A 17,855-nucleotide genomic window follows, 5' to 3' on the forward strand; every position below is an offset into this window, starting at 1 on the left:
CATACAACCAATATCTGATATGTGGAATACCTCATTTACCGTTCAAATTTCACCGTAGTATTCAAACAAAAAAAGCCAACGAATTTCTTCATTGACTCTCTCATATTACTTTGCTGGATTAAATTACGAGTTAGTTTGAATCCCGACAATCAACCAAGGAGCATTATTAGCGATTAAGTCACGTTCTAAATGCCAAACTTCATCGATGTCTTCTTCAAGGCCTTCCACAGCATCTCGGTAACGACCAGTAAATTGAATACTTAATTGTGCTTTTGAGACATCGTACTCGCCACGAACAATCTCTGCATCAACGTACATGACATCAGTATGTTGATCGCCTTGAAGTTGTGCGCGCTCCGCTTTTAGCTCTTCAAACAAACTTGGAGTAACGTACTCTTCAATCTTATCTAATTGATTAAAGTTCCAAGCCCCTTGTAGTGTGCGGTAATGTTCACGAGAACCTTCCACAAATGCTACACGGTCAAAACCTGGAGGGAAGTTATGAGGAACATCAGACTGCCCTGTTGCACCAAAACCACCTGAAGATTGAGGTTGCTCAAAATTTTGTACATTCGGTTGCTCGAATTGCTGACGATTCATCGCACCAGAATACGCTGCTTGAGGCCCTCGATTCATCGAACCTTGTTTTGCTCCCATCATACCGCGTAAGAATTTGAATGCGACAAAAGCGATCAGACCAAGAATTAAGATATCGAAGAATTGGATGCCTTCAAAACCGCCCCCCATAAATAAAGAAGCAAGTAGGCCGCCAGCCAACAAACCGCCTAGCATACCGCCCATCATACCACCACGACGAGTATTGGTTGCATCCGGTTTTTTATTTAACGTGTTAGTGTTTTGCACGTTCTGCTTTGGTGCTGGCGCAGTTTTAAAACTTTTACCGAAAGACTTACCACCACCAAAGCGTTTTGCTTCAGCGATTGGAGCTGTAACCATTGATACCATGATCAAGGCCACCATGACAAAAAGTCGATTCATACGATCCCTTTTATAATAATAAGTAAAACTGAATTCATCATAACGGTAATACGCAAGGTGTACACTACTGCTATGTTTCAGAATATTGCAATTGGTTAGAAGCGACACAATAAGTAACCTCAACGATGAATAACTACTAGTCAGAATCTAGTTGTAACAGTAACTCGAATCAAGCATATTGAAACTATTAACAAAGTAAACTCACCACCAAAGGTCAACAGATCTTAAGGGTTGTTTCAAGGATAACAATGAATAATCGACCAGCACCAATCTTTCTTTCAAGACGTTTCCTCCCCTATTTTGTCACTCAGTTTTTAGGTGCTTTTAACGATAATATTTATAAAAATGCTCTACTACTTTTTGTTGCCTTTGCTAGTGTCGATGATCTTCCTATGTCGAGCACCTTATTTATTAACCTCGCTGCGGGTCTATTTATCTTACCGTTTTTCCTTTTTTCGGCAAGTGCCGGTGTACTAACCGATCAATGTGAAAAGTCGACATTTATTCGCATAGTTAAACTGGCTGAAGTGGTGATAATGTTACTTGGCGCGATTAGCTTTCTTACTCAAAGTTATACTGCATTATTGTTTTTATTGTTTCTTATGGGCGCACAATCGGCGTTTTTTGGTCCGGTAAAATATGCCCTATTACCTCAACACTTAAAGCCAAAAGAGCTACTCAAAGGCAATGCTTGGGTCGAAACTGGCACATTTCTAGCGATTTTATTCGGCACGATAGGTGCAGGTTTTATTGTGGCTGCGCCTTCGGCATACTCGATTACGGCAATAGCGGTAGTCTCATTTGCCCTATTAGGTCTACTCTCTAGCTTATTTATCCCCAAAGCGGAAGCTAAAATTTCTACAGCCAAATTTGAATGGAAACCCATACGGCATACAAAGCAAACATTACTGCTGGTTAAACAACACAAAACTATTTATGTCGCCATCATCGCGATCAGTTGGTTTTGGTTTCTAGGTGCGAGTTATCTAACCCAGTTTCCAAATTTCACTAAACACTATTTAAATGGCGACGCCACCAGCGTGTCTTTTTTATTGGCATTATTTTCGGTCGGTATTGCAACCGGATCGCTACTATGTGCCAAACTATCTCATCAAAAAATCAATTTTAAATTAATGCTATTCGGTGGATTTGGGATGACCGCTTGCAGCTTAGCATTAGGATTAGCAACGCCTAAACCATCAGAGTCTCTAATTACCATTTCAACACTGTTCACTTCTAGTCAATTATACCCAGTGTTTATTGTGCTGTTATGTTTAGGAATTTGTGGTGGATTGTTCATTGTGCCTTTATATACTTTGATGCAAAGTTTAGCTTCTGACCAAACTCGTGCCCAAGTCATCGCAGCTAATAATATTTTCAATGCTCTATTTATGGTTGGTAGCGCCGTTATGGGAATTATTTTCTTAAGTATTATTCATATCTCGATGACTCACTTCTTTATCGTACTTGGACTATTAAACCTCGCTATGATGGCTTTTTTGAAGCCGTTCTTTTACTCACCAATAACTCTATCCTCACTATAAATTCTTATTATGTAATCAAACCAAACGTTGTTATAAAAAACCAAACAATACGTTTAAAATATTAAGACTTAATAAACCCCTATTTTCAGTTATCCTGAGTATTATTCTTTATACATTTTAGGTTTGTTATGCGCTCTTATATTCGCAATTATGGTGTATTTTCCCTTGCTGCTTTGGCTTGTTTTACACCTTGGATAAGTTCCCCTATTGCATTAACTCTTGGCTTTTTATTAACAAGCTTTGGTTTTGTTCCTCACACTATTCCTGTTACCAAAATCACTAAAAAACTCTTAGCTTATTCTATTGTTGGTTTAGGCTTTGGGATCAATATTGACCAAGCGATTCATGCAACAGAACAAGGTTTTGGCATTATTGTCACAAGCATTTTCTGTACGCTGTTTATCGGTACACTGCTTGCGAAAAAGATGAAGCTAGAGAGAGAAACCGGGCATTTAATTGCAGCCGGGACGGCTATTTGTGGGGGAAGTGCGATTGCAGCGGTAGCCCCAGCAATCAATGCAAAAGACCAACCTGTTGGCATGGCTTTAGCAGTAGTGTTTGTTCTTAACTCTGTGGCATTATTTTTATTCCCAGTAGTCGGTCATGCATTAGATATGAGCCAAGTACAGTTTGGAACTTGGGCTGCGATTGCGATTCACGACACATCATCCGTCGTTGGTGCGGCACAAGCTTATGGTGAACAATCATTACAAATCGCGACTACCTTAAAACTCGCTCGCGCATTATGGATTGTGCCTGTCGCTTTCCTTAGTGCAATGATGTTTAAAAGCGAAAGTAAAAAAATCACCATTCCTTTCTTTATTATCTTTTATTGTGCAGCAATTATTTTCTGTGACCAAGTACCACAATTCTCAACTACTTATCACGCCATCTACAGCATCGCCAAACAGACGCTAGTATTGTGTTTATTCTTAATTGGTTGCGGAATTTCTGTTGGAAAACTTAAAGAAGCAGGCCCTAAACCGATGCTATTTGGTGTGACATTGTGGGCGGTTATCTCTATAAGTTCGCTAACTTATATTATGACTCATATCCAATAAGCCTAAAAACATACTTGGTTATACATGAGGCTCAATACGAGTCTCTTTTCTTTTTACAGCTTGCTTACTTTTTAGAACCCAAGCAATCACTACAGCAAAAGCACCTAACTCGGCTAAAGCCGACACCAATCCACTGAAAATAATCGACACACCAACTAAAACGACCACTGCTGCCACGACAAGTAGCTTCATCATATTCATCCTTAAATAGGTTAACGATGAAATAAGTATGCCGAATTTGCGCTCAATCAATAAATTCTGTTTAGTGCTATTAAATAACTATTGCCACTATAGCTACTGTCACTATAGTCACGATCTCTAACCCAGACACTTATGACGCGATAACTTGTTGATAGTACTTTTTAAGATCTGCACGGGAAACCTTAATGCCAGAATTCATTAAGTGTGTTGGCAGCAAATAATAGGCATCTGGGCATTTAAATTTATCTAAATGAGATAATAAATACGCTTGGTAAACCTTAGGTTCTTGCAGCGTTTCTGCCTCAATAAACGCCACGGGTCTATGGCCATATTGCTTATCTTCAACAGGAATAATGAAGGCTTGCTTTATATCTGGGTGACGAACGAGCACCGCTTCAATTTCTTCACAATGAATATTTTCACCACCAGAAATAAACTGGTTATCGGCTCGACCTAAAATAATATATTCATCTGGCTTGCCTGCTTGTTGAGTGCATTTCCCAAGATCTTTGGTATAAAACCAAGGCTGCTCACTAGTCACGAGTGGCGTAAGTTGCCCTTGGTATAAATAGCCTGCAGCCAAGGTTTCCCCTGCCACATAAATTCGTCCATCTTGTAGCTTAATTTTTCGGAAAGGTAATAACGCACCTGCGGTTGGGCTCGCATCTACTGGCTTGGCAATCACGGTAGAAGCGGTTTCAGTCATGCCATAACCTAGCCAACATTCTATTCCCTGCTTGCTTGCTCTTTCAGTAAGCGATAGTGGAATATGAGATCCGCCGAGTAACACTCGTTTTAGTGGAATGGCGTGGCCTGAATCTAACAAACGTTGTAATTGAACTGGAACGAGTGAAGCATGAGTCACTTGCTGAATATCAGATTGTAAATCACCACTGCCAATGACTAGCTTGGCTCCTTTAGCAAGCCAACGCCAAATAATCGACAACCCTGACACATGGTAGATAGGTAGACTCAGCAACCAAGAATCATGTGCCTCAAACAAAAACTCTTGGGTAAGACCTTGCGCGCTAGCAATATGATGCTTCACCGCATGCACTACTGCCTTCGGAGTACCAGTCGAGCCCGAAGTAAAAACGATGCTGGCAAATTGTTCCGAGTTAAAGTGATAAGGTTGAGCAGTACCTATTGAAGCGGTGTTTATTGAAGCACGATCTAATGACGGCGATTGACCTAAAGCAAGTGAGAGGTTTGGAAGACTAAGTTCATTCTCATCAAGTGAATCAATGGCTTTAGACACCCAGACAAACTTAGCTTGAATGATATTGAGTTTTTGTTTGATCGCCACCATCGGCTGAGGTGGCATCAAGGCACATAACGCGCCAATCCTTAAGGCCGCTAAATATAAAAAGACCGCCTCTGGCTCATTTTTACTGATCACAGCAATGATATGACCACTACTCACCCCTTGAGCTTTTAACTGTAAACTCAACTGTGAGATTGCTTCATCTAGCTGCTGCCACGTATAAGAATTCGTTGGGGTGACTAACGCGGTCTTTTCGGCATGCACGACACACCATTGCTGTATTAAATCCACATTACTGCCTTTCGGTTATACCCGTCGTACTTGAAGCTGCAGCTTTGTTGTCGGCGTGCATTCGCCCCAATCATTTAGACAAGCTAAACTCATGGGGTCTCATTCACTTGTCGCCTCACTGCAACTCCAATTACCTTGGGTATATGATTAGTCGACAAAATGTTTAATCAAAGTCTGTTCAGTTAACGCTGAAACCGGCAGGTTGCTATCTGGCCAAGTGATTTCTAATTGGGCTTGAAAAAGCTGCAAAGTGTCTAAGCCAGGTGTTTGTTGCGGCGTTTTCCAAGCCGACAATCTTGCCAATTGAGTTAAGCCAATCGTCGACTCAATACTCGAGCTTATCACCGCTTGTAATCCATTCTGCTGTGCAAAATCAATCAAAGACAAGCAGCGTTCTACAGAGCCAATCAAGGTGGGTTTAATCACAATCGCTTCAATATGATTTCCTAGTAAAGAAGGTAGCTCGAAATCATTGAAATCCGCTTGTTGAATGGTTTCATCCCAAGCAATGTTGATATCAGTTTGCTGAGCAAAGTCTCGGCTTAATTCTGGGGTTTTACATGGCTCTTCAAGGAAAGTGATACGCTCACGATATTCAGGCGAAACATACTGAGCAAACTTAAGCGCTTTCTCTAAGGTCCAGCTACGATTCGCATCAAGACGTAATTGTAAATCAGGGATCGATTCTAAAAACAAATTGACTAACATACCGTCGCGAATTGGCTCATATAAACCCACTTTTACTTTAGCAACTTTTTGGCGACCATCTTTCGCCATGCTTTCAAACACTGGGATTAATTCGTCAGGATCGCCACTGCATAAAGGTGCGGCGCGGTATTCTCCCGGCTGAGGAAGTAAACCATCAAGCTCACATTGTGCCATCGATAGTGCAAAAGCAGCACTTGGGCTCATCGTATTCCAATCATGCCATTCACCGCTGTGCTGCCAAGCTTGAAGTGCTTCAATCAACTCAGATTCTACTTGCTGTAAACTTTCTTGGCTAAAACCCGGTAACGGCGCACATTCTCCATAAGCCATGTTGCCGCCTTGGGTAAGCTCGACAATGTAGCCTTCTCTTTGTAATAAGCGTTGATCGCGGACGATCACGCCGCTGTCCATTGGTAAATGATAGCGATACAGTTTCGCAGTGCGAATTTGAGGTTTGACAATAGACATGAGAATTACTTTAGTTGGTTAATAAAATCAGAAATTAATGCAGCAAATTCGGCCGGTTGTTCATGATGAACATTGTGACCGGCTTGTGGGACAGATTTAAATTGCAAGCCACTTTGCTCCGCCAATGTTTTAAATTTTTGGTCTTGTTCACCGCAAATATACAGCAACGGGATGGAGAGTTGCTTTAAGGTATCTAAAAGATAAGGCTGTTTTGATAGAGACGTAGCACGCAGCATGCAGCCTAATTGAGAACCTAGATTATCACTACGCAATTCAACTAACTCTTCTCGTTGATCAGGATTTAAAGACGCAAACACGCCTTGGTGATACCAATCAAACAACACATAATCGATCGCTTCTGTCGCAAAACGTTTTGACCAATGCTTATCATTTTCCCAGCGTAGTACTTTCTCTTCTTCAGTCTGCAGACCAAAGTTACCGCCTTCAAGAATTGCACCTTGAATATTGAGTCCTTCAAAGCATTTTTCTGCTAAGCCGTACATGGCAATACGTGCACCTAATGAATAGCCAACCAAAACCAGTGGCGTTGAGGCATACATATTTTCTTTTTTTAGTTTGGCAAGAACCGTTAGTTGAACTTGGTGGCAAGCTTGTTGAAAATCTTCCACTTCACAATATTTACTCAAACCATGGCATGGGAGATCGACACGAATCGACTGGGAAATATTAAGGTGGGAAAAACAACCATCCCAATCTCGGCTAGACCCCAAAAAACCATGCAAAAAAACAGGGATTGCTTGCTGTTTTTCATCCCCGCTTCCTTCTTGATTGTCGACAATATGACTATAAAGCATGAGATTTTCCCGCCTGTTCGGTAGTGTTAAGTAATTCGATCATCTTAGATACGATAGATTTTATCAGTTGTGAAGCTTGTTCGGGCGGTGTTACGACTTCAACCAATAATGCTGAGCGAGTCTCACCTTGTTCAAAATTGACTAGGTATTGCTGCACGAGCTCAAGTAAAACCGACCATGAATTAGGCGCAGCATAATTAAGTTTAAACTGATGCGCTATATATTCAAATTGATAGCCGTGCGGCATTTGGTATAAAAATTGTTTCTGCTCAGTAGGGACTGGCAAGAGATCAAAAATCGCCCCACCATCATTATTAGTTACAATCACGACATGAGGTTGTGACACCGCCGTCAATAATGCTAATGAATTCAAATCGTAAAGCAGTGATGTGTCGCCTAGTAGGGTGAATAGTGGGATATTTTTCGAACGCTGAACACCGGTCGCCGTCGCCACCAAACCATCGATACCAGAGGCGCCTCGATTGCTATAAACCTGAGTATATTCAATAGTCGATAACATATCCGCTAAACGCACAATTAAACTATTACCAATAAAGAGTTCAGCATTCACTAGTTGTGAAGTCAATTGAGCTAAATTCAGTGCCAATTGGCATTCGGTTAACTGATAACCTTGTTGAATTTCAGCAGCGGCTTGCTCAACTAGCACTTTGGCCTGTTGTAGGTTATCTGCCCATCCCGCCATTGGGTTAGCCCCAGCTATTTGGTTAACAGAAGCGAGCAAAGCATTTTCAAGCATCGCCACACAATCACCTATTGCTGCAACGGTTCTTTGTTGTGGTAATCGTTCAGGGTTAAACACGCTGATATTTGGCTCAAATACCCAATAATGGCATTGATGTTCTGTAACGGCTTGCTTTATAAATTGCCCAATACGCTTTGACACAAAACGCGCGCCAAACTGCAAAATACAATCGGCTTGTAATAATTGTTCAAAATAAGCCGGTTGTTGCAGCCATAAATCATAATGTGCCCATTCGCTACTAACACCAGATTGAGGATCAGAAAAAGCTGGCCATCCTAATGTTTTCGCCCACTGTGAGACTTTTTGCGCTTCATCCAACGGCATTTTACCAATCAAGATAACCCCTTTTAAATTAGGAAGCTGATTGATGATTTCTTGTTGAATGCCATTGGTCAATTCAGAGACGTTGTAACTTGGATACAATTTAGCCAATTCTAAATAATGACTCTGCGAAGCCATCGCTTGTACTAAGTCTGACTGATATTGGTGTTTTTCTTGTTCGCTTTGAATATACAAAGGCTCTGGATATGGGCAGTTAATATGTAACGAGCCAGATACAGTATATTGATAAGCTAAAGCATGATTAATATCGCTCAGTGCTTGAATCAATTTCTGTGGCATAGGTTGATTTGGATCTCGGCTCGGACTAGCAAGTTCAACGCTTTTTCTCACATGCGAAGAAAAGATCCCTTTTTGCACGATCGCTTGATTCGCACCAACCCCGATTAAACTCTGTGGACGATCAGAAGTTAACAAAATAAGTTTTTCGCCAGTTAAACCAGACTCCGCTACGCTGGGCAATAAGTTCGCTACCGCCGTACCCGAAGTGACTATCACCGCGACAGGATCTTGAGTCGCCTTAGCTATCCCTAATGCTAAGAAACCCAAACCCCGCTCATCAAAATGGGTATGTATAGTCAGTTCTGAGCGTTGAGCAAGTTCTAAAGCTTCAAGGCTCAAAGGGGTTGAACGAGAGCCCGGCGCGATACATATATGTTTTACACCAGATTGAGCTAGCGTTTCTAAAATAGCCTGTGCCCAAATTCGATTTAATCCAGCTTGGCTCATACACATTCACCACGTTCATTTTCAATCGGATAATCGGTAATCAGGTTTAATAACGTGGCCGTTTTACGGTTTAACTCTTGCCATTCAAACTCAGCCTCAGAACCAGGAATAATACCCGCACCCGCGTAAAGTTTAACTGTATTATCCGCTAATAAAGCACTTCGAATGGAAACACAAAACTCTGCTTGGTGATGACCAAAATAACCTAACGAGCCACTATACCAACCACGAGTAAAAGGTTCATTCATACGAATAAAATTGAGGGATGCTTCACGTGGCAAGCCAGCAATCGCTGCGGTTGGCTGTAGAGCAGATAAAAGTTGAATACCTTTAGTTTCTAATGATAGTGAACCACTAATATGGCGTTTTAAATGCTGAACTTTACGCAATTGAATTAATTGCACTTCAGGGGGTAACACTATATTTTCGGTATACGGGCCTAAGCGTTCAATAATATCATTCACCACAATTTGATTTTCACGCTGATTTTTATCATCGTTCATCAACCAATCAGACAACTTTTTATCTTCAACAGGATCATCATTGCGTCCTACCGTGCCAGCTAACGCTTCGGTCTCAACTTGATTTCCAGAGCGGCGATATAAGCGCTCAGGTGTCGAACCAACAAAGCTCCGATTAGGTTCCAGTGAAACTAAAAAATGAAAACTATTATGGTTTTGTTCTCGGCTCGACTTTAGTAATTGAGCAGCACGAATAGGCTTAGGCAATTCAACCAAGGTTTTTCTAGCTAACACTACTTTTTCGAATTTTCGATCTTCAATGGCGGTTAATGCCTTATTTAAAATATGTTTCCACTCATCAAATTGAGGTGAAAAGTAAACTTGGCTTGATTGGGGTACAAGAGCTTCTATCGGTTTGTAGTCTGCTTTCAGTTGTTGCAAAGCCTCAATCGTCAATTCCATCTCTAGGCCAATATTGGCATTGAGTGTCCATTGAGCATCTTGACGAATTAATTCGATTCTAGGTAAGAAAAAATAGCTGGTAAGCGCAGGCGTGTTGGAATGCTCGCTATCGAAAGCTTTACCGCCCCACACTCTTTGTTGCTCAGTAAGAATAGAGTAAGCATCTAGAGGGTTGGTAAAACTATTCACTTTTTCTAAAGCAATGACTTCTTCACGCGCATCACGAGATTGCCAATAAAAGCGAGGGTATAAGGATTGCCCTTCTAGCCAATCGATAGCACTAAAGTTTTCGGGTAGATTAACTACTTGAGAGATACGGTTTTCACTCGAAACTTGCCCACGTCTAATTCGTTCAATTATTAGCTCAATCACTTGGGGTAATTCAGACAAGTCGACCTCTCATTTTGATTTCTACAACCTTGATGGTTAAGTATAGCTTTATGGTTGATTATTATCTTATATTTTGCCGCATACTCTATGGTTTCAATTGATGCAAATCAAGCAGTAAGCGACTTTCTCTCTACGTTTACCATTAAATAATCGGCGACTTGTCACCATTGAAGATAACTCGGCATATCTCATCATAATCATTATAAAAACTCGTCATTTTTAGAAAGGAAACCGATACTTTTTATTCAATAACCATCAAACTCGCACAAATATACTGTTTACAATCAATCTGGATATGGTTTGCCCTGAAAAAATAGTGTAACTTGATGGGTCATTAACATATTAATAAGTGGATATAAGGCTATGAACAACATCGAGATGTCATCAAAACTCGATAATGTCTGTTACGACATTCGAGGGCCAATCCTAAAACATGCCAAACGCATGGAAGAGGAAGGGCAAAAGATTTTAAAACTGAATATTGGCAACCCTGCCCCATTTGGTTTTGACGCCCCTGATGAAATTCTTGTTGATGTCATTCGTAACCTACCGACGTCACAAGGCTATTGTGATTCGAAAGGGATTTATTCTGCCCGCAAAGCAGTCGTACAGCACTATCAAAAACTAGGCTTACGTGATCTAGAAGTGGAGGATGTGTATATCGGTAACGGTGCATCTGAGCTTATCGTGATGTCGATGCAGGCGTTGCTTAATAATGGCGATGAAATCTTAATCCCCGCACCTGACTACCCACTTTGGACTGCCGCAGCATCACTAGCTGGCGGTAACCCTGTTCACTATATTTGTGATGAGTCATCAGATTGGTATCCTGATCTTGATGACATAAAAAGCAAAATCACGCAACAAACACGCGGTATTGTGCTAATTAATCCAAACAACCCAACCGGTGCGGTATATAGCCGAGATTTCTTATTAGAAGTGGTTGAAATTGCCCGTCAGCATAACCTAATCATTTTTGCCGATGAAATTTACGACAAAGTGCTCTACGATGGCGCAATCCATACTTCGATTGCCTCACTTGCCGATGACGTATTAATGGCCACCTTTAATGGCTTATCGAAAGCCTACCGTGTATGTGGCTTCCGTGGCGGTTGGATGTTCTTAACCGGCCCGAAACATCTTGCTAAAGGTTATATAGATGGCTTAGATATGTTGGCTTCTATGCGTTTGTGTGCCAACGTACCCATGCAACATGCTATTCAAACCGCACTCGGTGGCTATCAAAGTATCAATGAACTTATTTTACCCGGTGGTCGTTTATTAGAGCAACGTAACCGTGCCTATGAGCTACTCACACAAATTCCTGGGATCACTTGTGTGAAGCCTAAAGGGGCCATGTATCTTTTCCCTAAAATTGATGTGAAGAAATTTAATATTAAAGATGATGCGAAGTTTGTGCTCGACTTTTTAATCCAAGAAAAAGTGTTATTAGTACAAGGAACTGGATTTAATTGGAAACAACCCGATCATTTCCGAATTGTTACTTTACCTCATGTAGAAGATCTTGAAATGGCAATTGGCCGACTTGAACGTTTCTTAACTACCTATTCTCAATAATTAACACGCAGGCTTCTCATCATGGGAAGCCTGTTTTGCATTCAAACTTAATTTACCCAATGTTCTCGGAAGTATCTCATGACCACACCTCAACCTAGTCATTTTTTCGCTCACCTTGCTCGCATGAAACTGATCCAACGTTGGCCTTTAATGCGCTCTATTTCAGCAGAAAATATTTCAGAGCATAGCCTTCAAGTGGCATTCGTTGGTCATGCCTTGGCGATCATTAAAAATAAAAAATTTGGCGGTAACGTAAACCCTGAGCGAATTGCATTACTCGGTATGTATCACGATACCAGTGAAGTGCTCACTGGCGATCTGCCGACTCCAGTCAAATACTACAACCCAGCGATAGCGAACGAATACAAAAAAATCGAACTCGCTGCAGAAAAAAAACTCGTTTCTATGTTACCGGAAGAGTTTCAACAAGATTTTGCCCCCTTCTTGATAAGCGAAGGCATTGATGCAGACGATAAAGCTATGGTAAAACAAGCTGATAGCTTATGTGCCTATTTAAAATGTTTGGAAGAACTCTCAGCGGGCAACCATGAATATGAGCTTGCAAAAAGCCGTTTAGAAACCACATTAAAAGAACGTGAAACCCCAGAAATGCGTTACTTTTTGGATGTATTTGCTCCGAGCTTTCAACTTACGCTCGATGAAATCAGTTAAGTAAGGTTTAACATCATGGATGATAATTCCAAAAAGATGACTAGCTCTATTGCTCCAATTAGTCAGCAAGAATGGCAAGCTCGCAATAATAATGAACAAAAATTAAGACGTAATGATCACCGTGATGTCTACCAACGAGATCGTGCTCGGGTACTACACTCGGCGGCATTTCGTCGTCTGCAAGCAAAAACTCAAGTTCATGGTACTGGCTTAAATGATTTTTACCGCACTCGATTAACTCACTCACTTGAAGTGTCACAAATTGGCAGTGGTATTCTCGAGCAGGTTAAACAAAAGCAGCCTGAATATAATAATTTACTACCTCCGGTAAGCTTAATTGAAACCTTATGTTTGGCGCATGATATTGGCCACCCACCTTTTGGTCATGGTGGCGAAGTAGCGCTCAATTATATGCTACGTAATCACGGTGGCTTTGAAGGCAATGCACAAACCTTTCGTATTATGACTCAATTAGAGCCCTACACTGAACATCACGGCATGAACTTAGCTAGGAGAACGCTACTCGGATTATTGAAGTACCCAGCGCTGATAAGCCAAGTACAAAGCAATCACCGACCAAAAGATGTGCCAACCCCAAGACAACTTAAAGCACAAGATTGGTTACCGGCAAAAGGCATCTACGATATCGATAGTCCATTTTTAGATTGGGTGCTGGCCCCATTATCTGAGCATGACAAAGTGTTATTAAGCACCAAACGTAGCCAACCTGAACCGAGTCCCTATAGCCATTATAAGACACGCTTTAAATCATTAGACTGCTCTATTATGGAATTAGCCGACGACATCGCATATGGCGTTCATGACTTAGAAGATGCCATTGTTTTGAACATGGTAAACCGTAAACAATGGCAAGAAGGTGCGGCGAGTAAACTTGCAGAGTGCGGTGATCAATGGTTTGAGAAAAACATCAACACTTTAAGTGATAAACTGTTCTCAGGCAAACACCATGAGCGTAAAGATGCGATTGGTGGCATTGTAAATGCGCTGCTTACCAGTATCGCCCTGAAACCAGTTTATTCCGAAACAGCTTTTGATGAGCCATTATTGAATGTTAATGCCTATTTAGATGCGCCGATGGCTTATGCATTAGACGTGTTTAAAAACTTTGTAAATCGATATGTGATTCATGTGCCGGAAGTTCAGCAATTTGAATATAAAGGGCAACAAATCATCATGGATATATTTGAAGCGCTCAATGCCGATCCTATGCGCTTATTACCAGAAGCCACCAAGCAAAAGTGGCAAGAAGCGGAACAAGATCACCAAGGTGGAACCCGAATTTTAGCCGACTATATTTCAGCAATGACTGATGGCTATGCACAAAAAGTTCATCAGCAGTTATTCTCGGCTCATGTGTCGTTTTAAAATTCTTCTTATTGAACTTAGGATTATGGTTTAAGGGTTGTAATTACGCTCAAAGACCCCTTCTGGCATTTGGGAGATCTGAAAATCGACCATATTGGTAAAAGCAGTAACTAATGGCGAGAAATCAACTTGCGGCTTGATAGCTGATAATGCATAAAAGCCAGCTTCAACGGTAGAAAGGTGCTGCTCTGTGGGTGCCTTTCTAATGCGGTAATTACCTTGCAAGTGATTCGGTAGCGCCACACACGGCAGTGAATGTAAGTTGCTCGAAAGTCGCCACATTTTATAGGCTTTCTTCCAGGTACCATCCAATAAAATCAAACATAAGCGTTTATTCTCAGCAGCAAGTTCAATGCATCTCAGAGCGACGCTGTCCAATGATTGACTATTGTCGTTTGGGTACAGAATTAGCGATTCCGTTTGCTCATCTTGTAGTAAAACGTTTAACTCTGAATGTTGCGAAAAGTCTTCACCAACCCAGATATCACAATGACTCAAGCTTAATTGCAGTATTTTTGCCGTGCCCACTGGCCTTTTAGATTCACTGGGATGTTGTAAGATCACTACTCGTACCGAGCAATCTATTGGTTTAATCCAATCACAAATACAGGCATTATTAGCCTTTCCACATTGTAAACAATATCGAGACATGGGAATGAGAGCGATCCTTTTACTTTTCAGCATTAGCGTACTAATGGGTCTATCCCAACTACCGAATTTACAAGGGTGGATGCAATGGGATCATAACGCCATTATGACGGGTCAATGGTGGCGGATCGTAACAGGAAACTTAACCCATACCAATCTCTATCACCTATCGATGAATGTACTGGGCTTATGGATTATCAACTTTATTTTTCGTGCTCACATCGAAGCGCGACAATTTTTACTGGTATTTATCGGTTTGTGTCTTAGCGTAGGTAGTCTACTTTTATTTACTTCAATGCAAATTTACGTTGGTTTATCGGGTGTGTTGCACGGCTTATTTGCATTTTATGCACTTGTTGAATATCGATTGGGTCGAAAAAGCAACGCGCTACTGTTAATCGGTTTAACTGCAAAGATTCTCTGGGAACAATGGTTCGGCTCAGCAACAGGCAGTGAAGCATTAATTGGTGCTAAAGTGGCCATTAATGCACATTTATTTGGCGCAATATCCGGTGCTGTACTTGCTGTTAGTATCAAACCTAAACAAGTAGAAGCAAATAAATAAAAGAGCCTCATTGCAATGAAAGGCTCTTAATTTAAGAGTCATAGATTAAACACTTCAAACAAAAGGGATCTAATCAGGCCGCATGCTCCAGCGATAAGAAGATTAAAGCAAAATCCGCTGTTTATTCTTCTCTACTGTGGTCTCACCAATTCCTTTTACTTGTGTTAACTCATCAAGCGACTTGAAGCTACCATTGGTTTTACGATATTCCACAATATCTTGAGCCTTTTTCTCACCAATGCCATTTAGCATAGTGGCAATTTCTTCTGCACTAGCGGTATTAATATTGACAGTGATCTCAATACCATCATGCGATGCTTCTGTATTCGCAAAAGCCATATTAGACACACTACCAACCGACAACAACATAACAAGACATAAACGTAATAACATCATTTGTTCTCTCCTTTTCGAGTACTAAAAGAAAAAGAGTAAATGAAACTAGAATGTCAGTCTGTCTTAAAAATGGACATGGGACTCATCACCAAATTGCAGATTACTCACAAACATATTAATTACATATTTAAGTGAGCTATAAATTTCAATGAGCTAACTATTAAGGACAGCCCCAAAAGAAAAAAGGCCACCTTAAGGCAGCCTTTATGGATATTATTCAATACCAATCAATATAGATTATTGCTCTTCAAAAGCATGATATTCCACTGATGTTGATTGACGTAGTGAATTTAAGATCATTTCTAAATCTTGTTGGTTATTCATACGTAGTAACTGAGAACCAATTTGTTGCTCAAACTGAGCATCGCTACTTGTTGTTACTTTATTTAGCTTAATAATCACAACATTACCTTGATCATCTTTAGTTTGGCCGTATGTCGCTGAGCCATCTTCAGGATGCGGCAAAGCAAATACGTCTTGAGCCAATGGTGAACGACGGTCAATATTCTGCTCATCAGCAAAACTTAATTGATTATCAGTTAACACACTCTCATCGCCTTTTTGTAATGATGTCACCACTTTAGAAGCTAAATCGAGGGCATTCTGCTCACCTTTAGTTGCAAGCAAATGTGCACTGACTTGATCTTTTACTTCTTCAAGAGGCAATAATGTTTCATCACGCACTTCATTAACACGCACGACAATGACATGTTCAGGCGCAATCTCTAACACGTCAGAATTCATGCCTTCTTTCTTAACATCAGCACTTTCTAATGCTTGAGCAACAGCAGGTACTTTTAAGACTTCAGGCGCATCGGCTTGAGAAATAAAATCTGTCGTTTGTATCTTCTGGCCAACAACCTTCGCTGATTCGTCTAATGAATCTGGAGATTCAAAAGCAACCGATTCTAGTTCAGTTTGAAGTTTGTAAAATTGATCAACGGCTTTTTCATCAAGCAACTCTGATTTTATTTCAGTAGCAACTTCTGAATACGGCTTAGCTTCTGGTGGATGTTCATCTTCTAGTTGAATGATGTGGTAACCAAAATCCGATTTCACGACATCTGAAATATCACCTTTCTCTGCTAAGGAAAACGCAGCTTCTTCAAATGCAGGATCCATCACGCCCTTTTCAATCCAACCTAAATCACCACCTTGTTTAGCGCTGCCAACATCTTCAGAGTTTTCTTTTGCAACGGTTGCAAAATCTTCACCGGCCTTCAATTTCGCTAATATTTCGTCCGCTTTTACTTGATCATCTTTAATCAAGATATGACGTACTTTACGCTGTTCTTTGGTTGAGTATTTATCTAGGTGTTCTTGATAGTAAGCTTGAGCATCTTCATCCGTCACTTGGATTGATTTTTTCAATTGTTCTGCAGACAGTTCAACATAAGCCACTTTCATCTGCTCAGGACGTTCGAAGTTATCTGAATGCATCTTATAGTACGATTGCAGCTCTTCATCGGTCACTTGTGCTTTATTCGCAAAATCACTTACGTTAAGAGTAATAGTTTGAATATCACGTGTTTGGGTTAGTAGTTTTGATTGCTGCTCAACTTCATTGTCCAGTGTAAATTCACTGTTTTGAACCGCTGATATCACTTGGTTTTTCAAAAGGTCTTTACGTAAATATTCCGCAAAGCTATCAGCACTAAAACCAGCGCGACGTAATGTAGCGGCATAGATATCTTGGTCAAACTTGCCATTACTTTGAAATTCCGGCATCGTCAAAATTAGTTGGCTAACTTGGTCATCGCTGACACGTAAGCCTAAAGACTGTGCATATTGCTCAAGTAGTACATCGTTGATCATGCGATCAAGTACGCTTTTACGGAAAGTTTGTACGTATTGCTGATCACCCATCAAAGTAGAGAAATAATCTCCCATTTGTGATTGCATGCGGTTACGTTCATTTTGATACGCTTGCTCAAAGGCACCACGGTCAATAGTAGTGTTGCCAACTTTTGCAGCGGTAGTGCTACCACCACCCACTAAGTAGCTGCCCACACCAGCAAATACAAAAGAAAGGATAATTAAAACAAGTATAATTTTAACTGCTATACCATTTACGCCTTCGCGTAGTCGATCCATCATAGTCTGACTGCTCTCTAA

15 protein-coding genes and 1 pseudogene are annotated in these 17,855 nt (G+C 40.8%); 6 read left to right on the forward strand and 10 right to left on the reverse strand.

What is annotated here, in order from left to right:
- Positions 1-123: 123 nt before the first annotated feature.
- Entirely contained in the window at positions 124-999 is an 876-nt protein-coding gene (locus ACE3G9_RS09525) for a Tim44 domain-containing protein (RefSeq protein ID WP_449219004.1), read from the reverse strand.
- 248 nt (positions 1,000-1,247) lie between these two features.
- Between ACE3G9_RS09525 and ACE3G9_RS09530 the strand changes: the two are divergent.
- Positions 1,248-2,501, forward strand: a pseudogene (locus tag ACE3G9_RS09530) (MFS transporter); the annotation flags it as partial.
- Between the two features lie 170 nt (positions 2,502-2,671).
- A complete protein-coding gene (locus ACE3G9_RS09535) occupies positions 2,672-3,604 on the forward strand; it encodes a YeiH family protein (protein WP_449219005.1) in 933 nt (310 codons plus the stop codon).
- Between the two features lie 18 nt (positions 3,605-3,622).
- On the opposite strand, the gene ACE3G9_RS09540 is transcribed toward ACE3G9_RS09535, so the two are convergent.
- The 6 genes from ACE3G9_RS09540 to ACE3G9_RS09565 form a co-directional block, all read right to left on the reverse strand.
- On the reverse strand, positions 3,623-3,799 hold the full coding sequence (locus ACE3G9_RS09540; RefSeq protein ID WP_417879167.1) for a hypothetical protein: 177 nt from the start codon (positions 3,797-3,799) through the stop codon (positions 3,623-3,625).
- Positions 3,800-3,935: 136 nt separating this feature from the next.
- A complete protein-coding gene (menE, locus tag ACE3G9_RS09545; protein ID WP_449219006.1) occupies positions 3,936-5,360 on the reverse strand; it encodes an o-succinylbenzoate--CoA ligase in 1,425 nt (474 codons plus the stop codon).
- Positions 5,361-5,507: 147 nt separating this feature from the next.
- On the reverse strand, positions 5,508-6,515 hold the full coding sequence (gene menC / locus ACE3G9_RS09550; RefSeq protein ID WP_417879488.1) for an o-succinylbenzoate synthase: 1,008 nt from the start codon (positions 6,513-6,515) through the stop codon (positions 5,508-5,510).
- A 26-nt stretch (positions 6,516-6,541) separates the two neighbouring features.
- The gene (menH, locus tag ACE3G9_RS09555) at positions 6,542-7,351 is read right to left on the reverse strand and encodes a 2-succinyl-6-hydroxy-2,4-cyclohexadiene-1-carboxylate synthase (protein ID WP_449219007.1); all 810 of its coding nucleotides are present in this window, start codon (positions 7,349-7,351) and stop codon (positions 6,542-6,544) included.
- Positions 7,341-9,188: a 2-succinyl-5-enolpyruvyl-6-hydroxy-3-cyclohexene-1-carboxylic-acid synthase gene (gene menD / locus ACE3G9_RS09560; protein WP_449219008.1), complete on the reverse strand. Its 1,848-nt coding sequence runs from the start codon at positions 9,186-9,188 to the stop codon at positions 7,341-7,343. Before menD ends, menH begins: the two co-directional genes overlap by 11 nt.
- Positions 9,179-10,495 carry an isochorismate synthase gene (locus ACE3G9_RS09565; protein ID WP_449219009.1) on the reverse strand — a complete coding sequence of 439 codons (1,317 nt, stop codon included), beginning with the start codon at positions 10,493-10,495 and terminating at the stop codon, positions 9,179-9,181. The genes menD and ACE3G9_RS09565 overlap by 10 nt, the downstream gene beginning before the upstream one ends.
- Before the next feature lie 363 nt (positions 10,496-10,858).
- Here ACE3G9_RS09565 and ACE3G9_RS09570 point away from each other — a divergent pair, with 363 nt between their 5' ends.
- From ACE3G9_RS09570 to ACE3G9_RS09580, 3 genes are all read left to right on the forward strand, one after another.
- Positions 10,859-12,073: a pyridoxal phosphate-dependent aminotransferase gene (locus ACE3G9_RS09570; RefSeq protein ID WP_417879172.1), complete on the forward strand. Its 1,215-nt coding sequence runs from the start codon at positions 10,859-10,861 to the stop codon at positions 12,071-12,073.
- A 78-nt stretch (positions 12,074-12,151) separates the two neighbouring features.
- On the forward strand, positions 12,152-12,745 hold the full coding sequence (gene yfbR / locus ACE3G9_RS09575; RefSeq protein ID WP_417879173.1) for a 5'-deoxynucleotidase: 594 nt from the start codon (positions 12,152-12,154) through the stop codon (positions 12,743-12,745).
- A 36-nt stretch (positions 12,746-12,781) separates the two neighbouring features.
- Complete coding sequence (locus ACE3G9_RS09580) at positions 12,782-14,131, forward strand: anti-phage deoxyguanosine triphosphatase (protein WP_449219055.1); 1,350 nt, start codon at positions 12,782-12,784, stop codon at positions 14,129-14,131.
- Positions 14,132-14,161: 30 nt separating this feature from the next.
- Here ACE3G9_RS09580 and ACE3G9_RS09585 read toward each other — a convergent pair whose 3' ends face one another.
- Complete coding sequence (locus ACE3G9_RS09585) at positions 14,162-14,782, reverse strand: tRNA-uridine aminocarboxypropyltransferase (protein WP_417879174.1); 621 nt, start codon at positions 14,780-14,782, stop codon at positions 14,162-14,164.
- Positions 14,783-14,786: 4 nt separating this feature from the next.
- On the opposite strand from ACE3G9_RS09585, the gene rrtA reads away from it, so the two are divergent.
- Positions 14,787-15,344, forward strand: coding sequence for a rhombosortase (rrtA, locus tag ACE3G9_RS09590; RefSeq protein ID WP_417879175.1), 558 nt, complete (start codon positions 14,787-14,789; stop codon positions 15,342-15,344).
- Positions 15,345-15,446: 102 nt separating this feature from the next.
- Here the strand turns inward: rrtA and ACE3G9_RS09595 are convergent, their stop codons facing one another.
- Together ACE3G9_RS09595 and ppiD are read right to left on the reverse strand one after the other, a co-directional pair.
- Entirely contained in the window at positions 15,447-15,740 is a 294-nt protein-coding gene (locus tag ACE3G9_RS09595; RefSeq protein ID WP_417879176.1) for a ComEA family DNA-binding protein, read from the reverse strand.
- A 237-nt stretch (positions 15,741-15,977) separates the two neighbouring features.
- The gene (gene ppiD / locus ACE3G9_RS09600; RefSeq protein ID WP_449219010.1) at positions 15,978-17,837 is read right to left on the reverse strand and encodes a peptidylprolyl isomerase; all 1,860 of its coding nucleotides are present in this window, start codon (positions 17,835-17,837) and stop codon (positions 15,978-15,980) included.
- Positions 17,838-17,855: the final 18 nt, after the last annotated feature.

This window comes from Vibrio sp. E150_018, assembly GCF_053544035.1.

Excerpts from the sequence above, each read along its gene's own strand:
- menD (WP_449219008.1), bottom strand. The coding sequence starts at position 9,188 with ATGTGTATGAGCCAAGCTGGATTAAATCGAATTTGGGCACAGGCTATT.
- rrtA (WP_417879175.1), top strand. The coding sequence starts at position 14,787 with ATGAGAGCGATCCTTTTACTTTTCAGCATTAGCGTACTAATGGGTCTA.
- ACE3G9_RS09535 (WP_449219005.1), top strand. The coding sequence starts at position 2,672 with ATGCGCTCTTATATTCGCAATTATGGTGTATTTTCCCTTGCTGCTTTG.
- menH (WP_449219007.1), bottom strand. The coding sequence starts at position 7,351 with ATGCTTTATAGTCATATTGTCGACAATCAAGAAGGAAGCGGGGATGAA.
- ACE3G9_RS09570 (WP_417879172.1), top strand. The coding sequence starts at position 10,859 with ATGAACAACATCGAGATGTCATCAAAACTCGATAATGTCTGTTACGAC.
- ACE3G9_RS09580 (WP_449219055.1), top strand. The coding sequence starts at position 12,782 with ATGACTAGCTCTATTGCTCCAATTAGTCAGCAAGAATGGCAAGCTCGC.
- ACE3G9_RS09540 (WP_417879167.1), bottom strand. The coding sequence starts at position 3,799 with ATGATGAAGCTACTTGTCGTGGCAGCAGTGGTCGTTTTAGTTGGTGTG.
- ACE3G9_RS09595 (WP_417879176.1), bottom strand. The coding sequence starts at position 15,740 with ATGATGTTATTACGTTTATGTCTTGTTATGTTGTTGTCGGTTGGTAGT.
- ppiD (WP_449219010.1), bottom strand. The coding sequence starts at position 17,837 with ATGATGGATCGACTACGCGAAGGCGTAAATGGTATAGCAGTTAAAATT.
- ACE3G9_RS09585 (WP_417879174.1), bottom strand. The coding sequence starts at position 14,782 with ATGTCTCGATATTGTTTACAATGTGGAAAGGCTAATAATGCCTGTATT.
- yfbR (WP_417879173.1), top strand. The coding sequence starts at position 12,152 with ATGACCACACCTCAACCTAGTCATTTTTTCGCTCACCTTGCTCGCATG.
- ACE3G9_RS09525 (WP_449219004.1), bottom strand. The coding sequence starts at position 999 with ATGAATCGACTTTTTGTCATGGTGGCCTTGATCATGGTATCAATGGTT.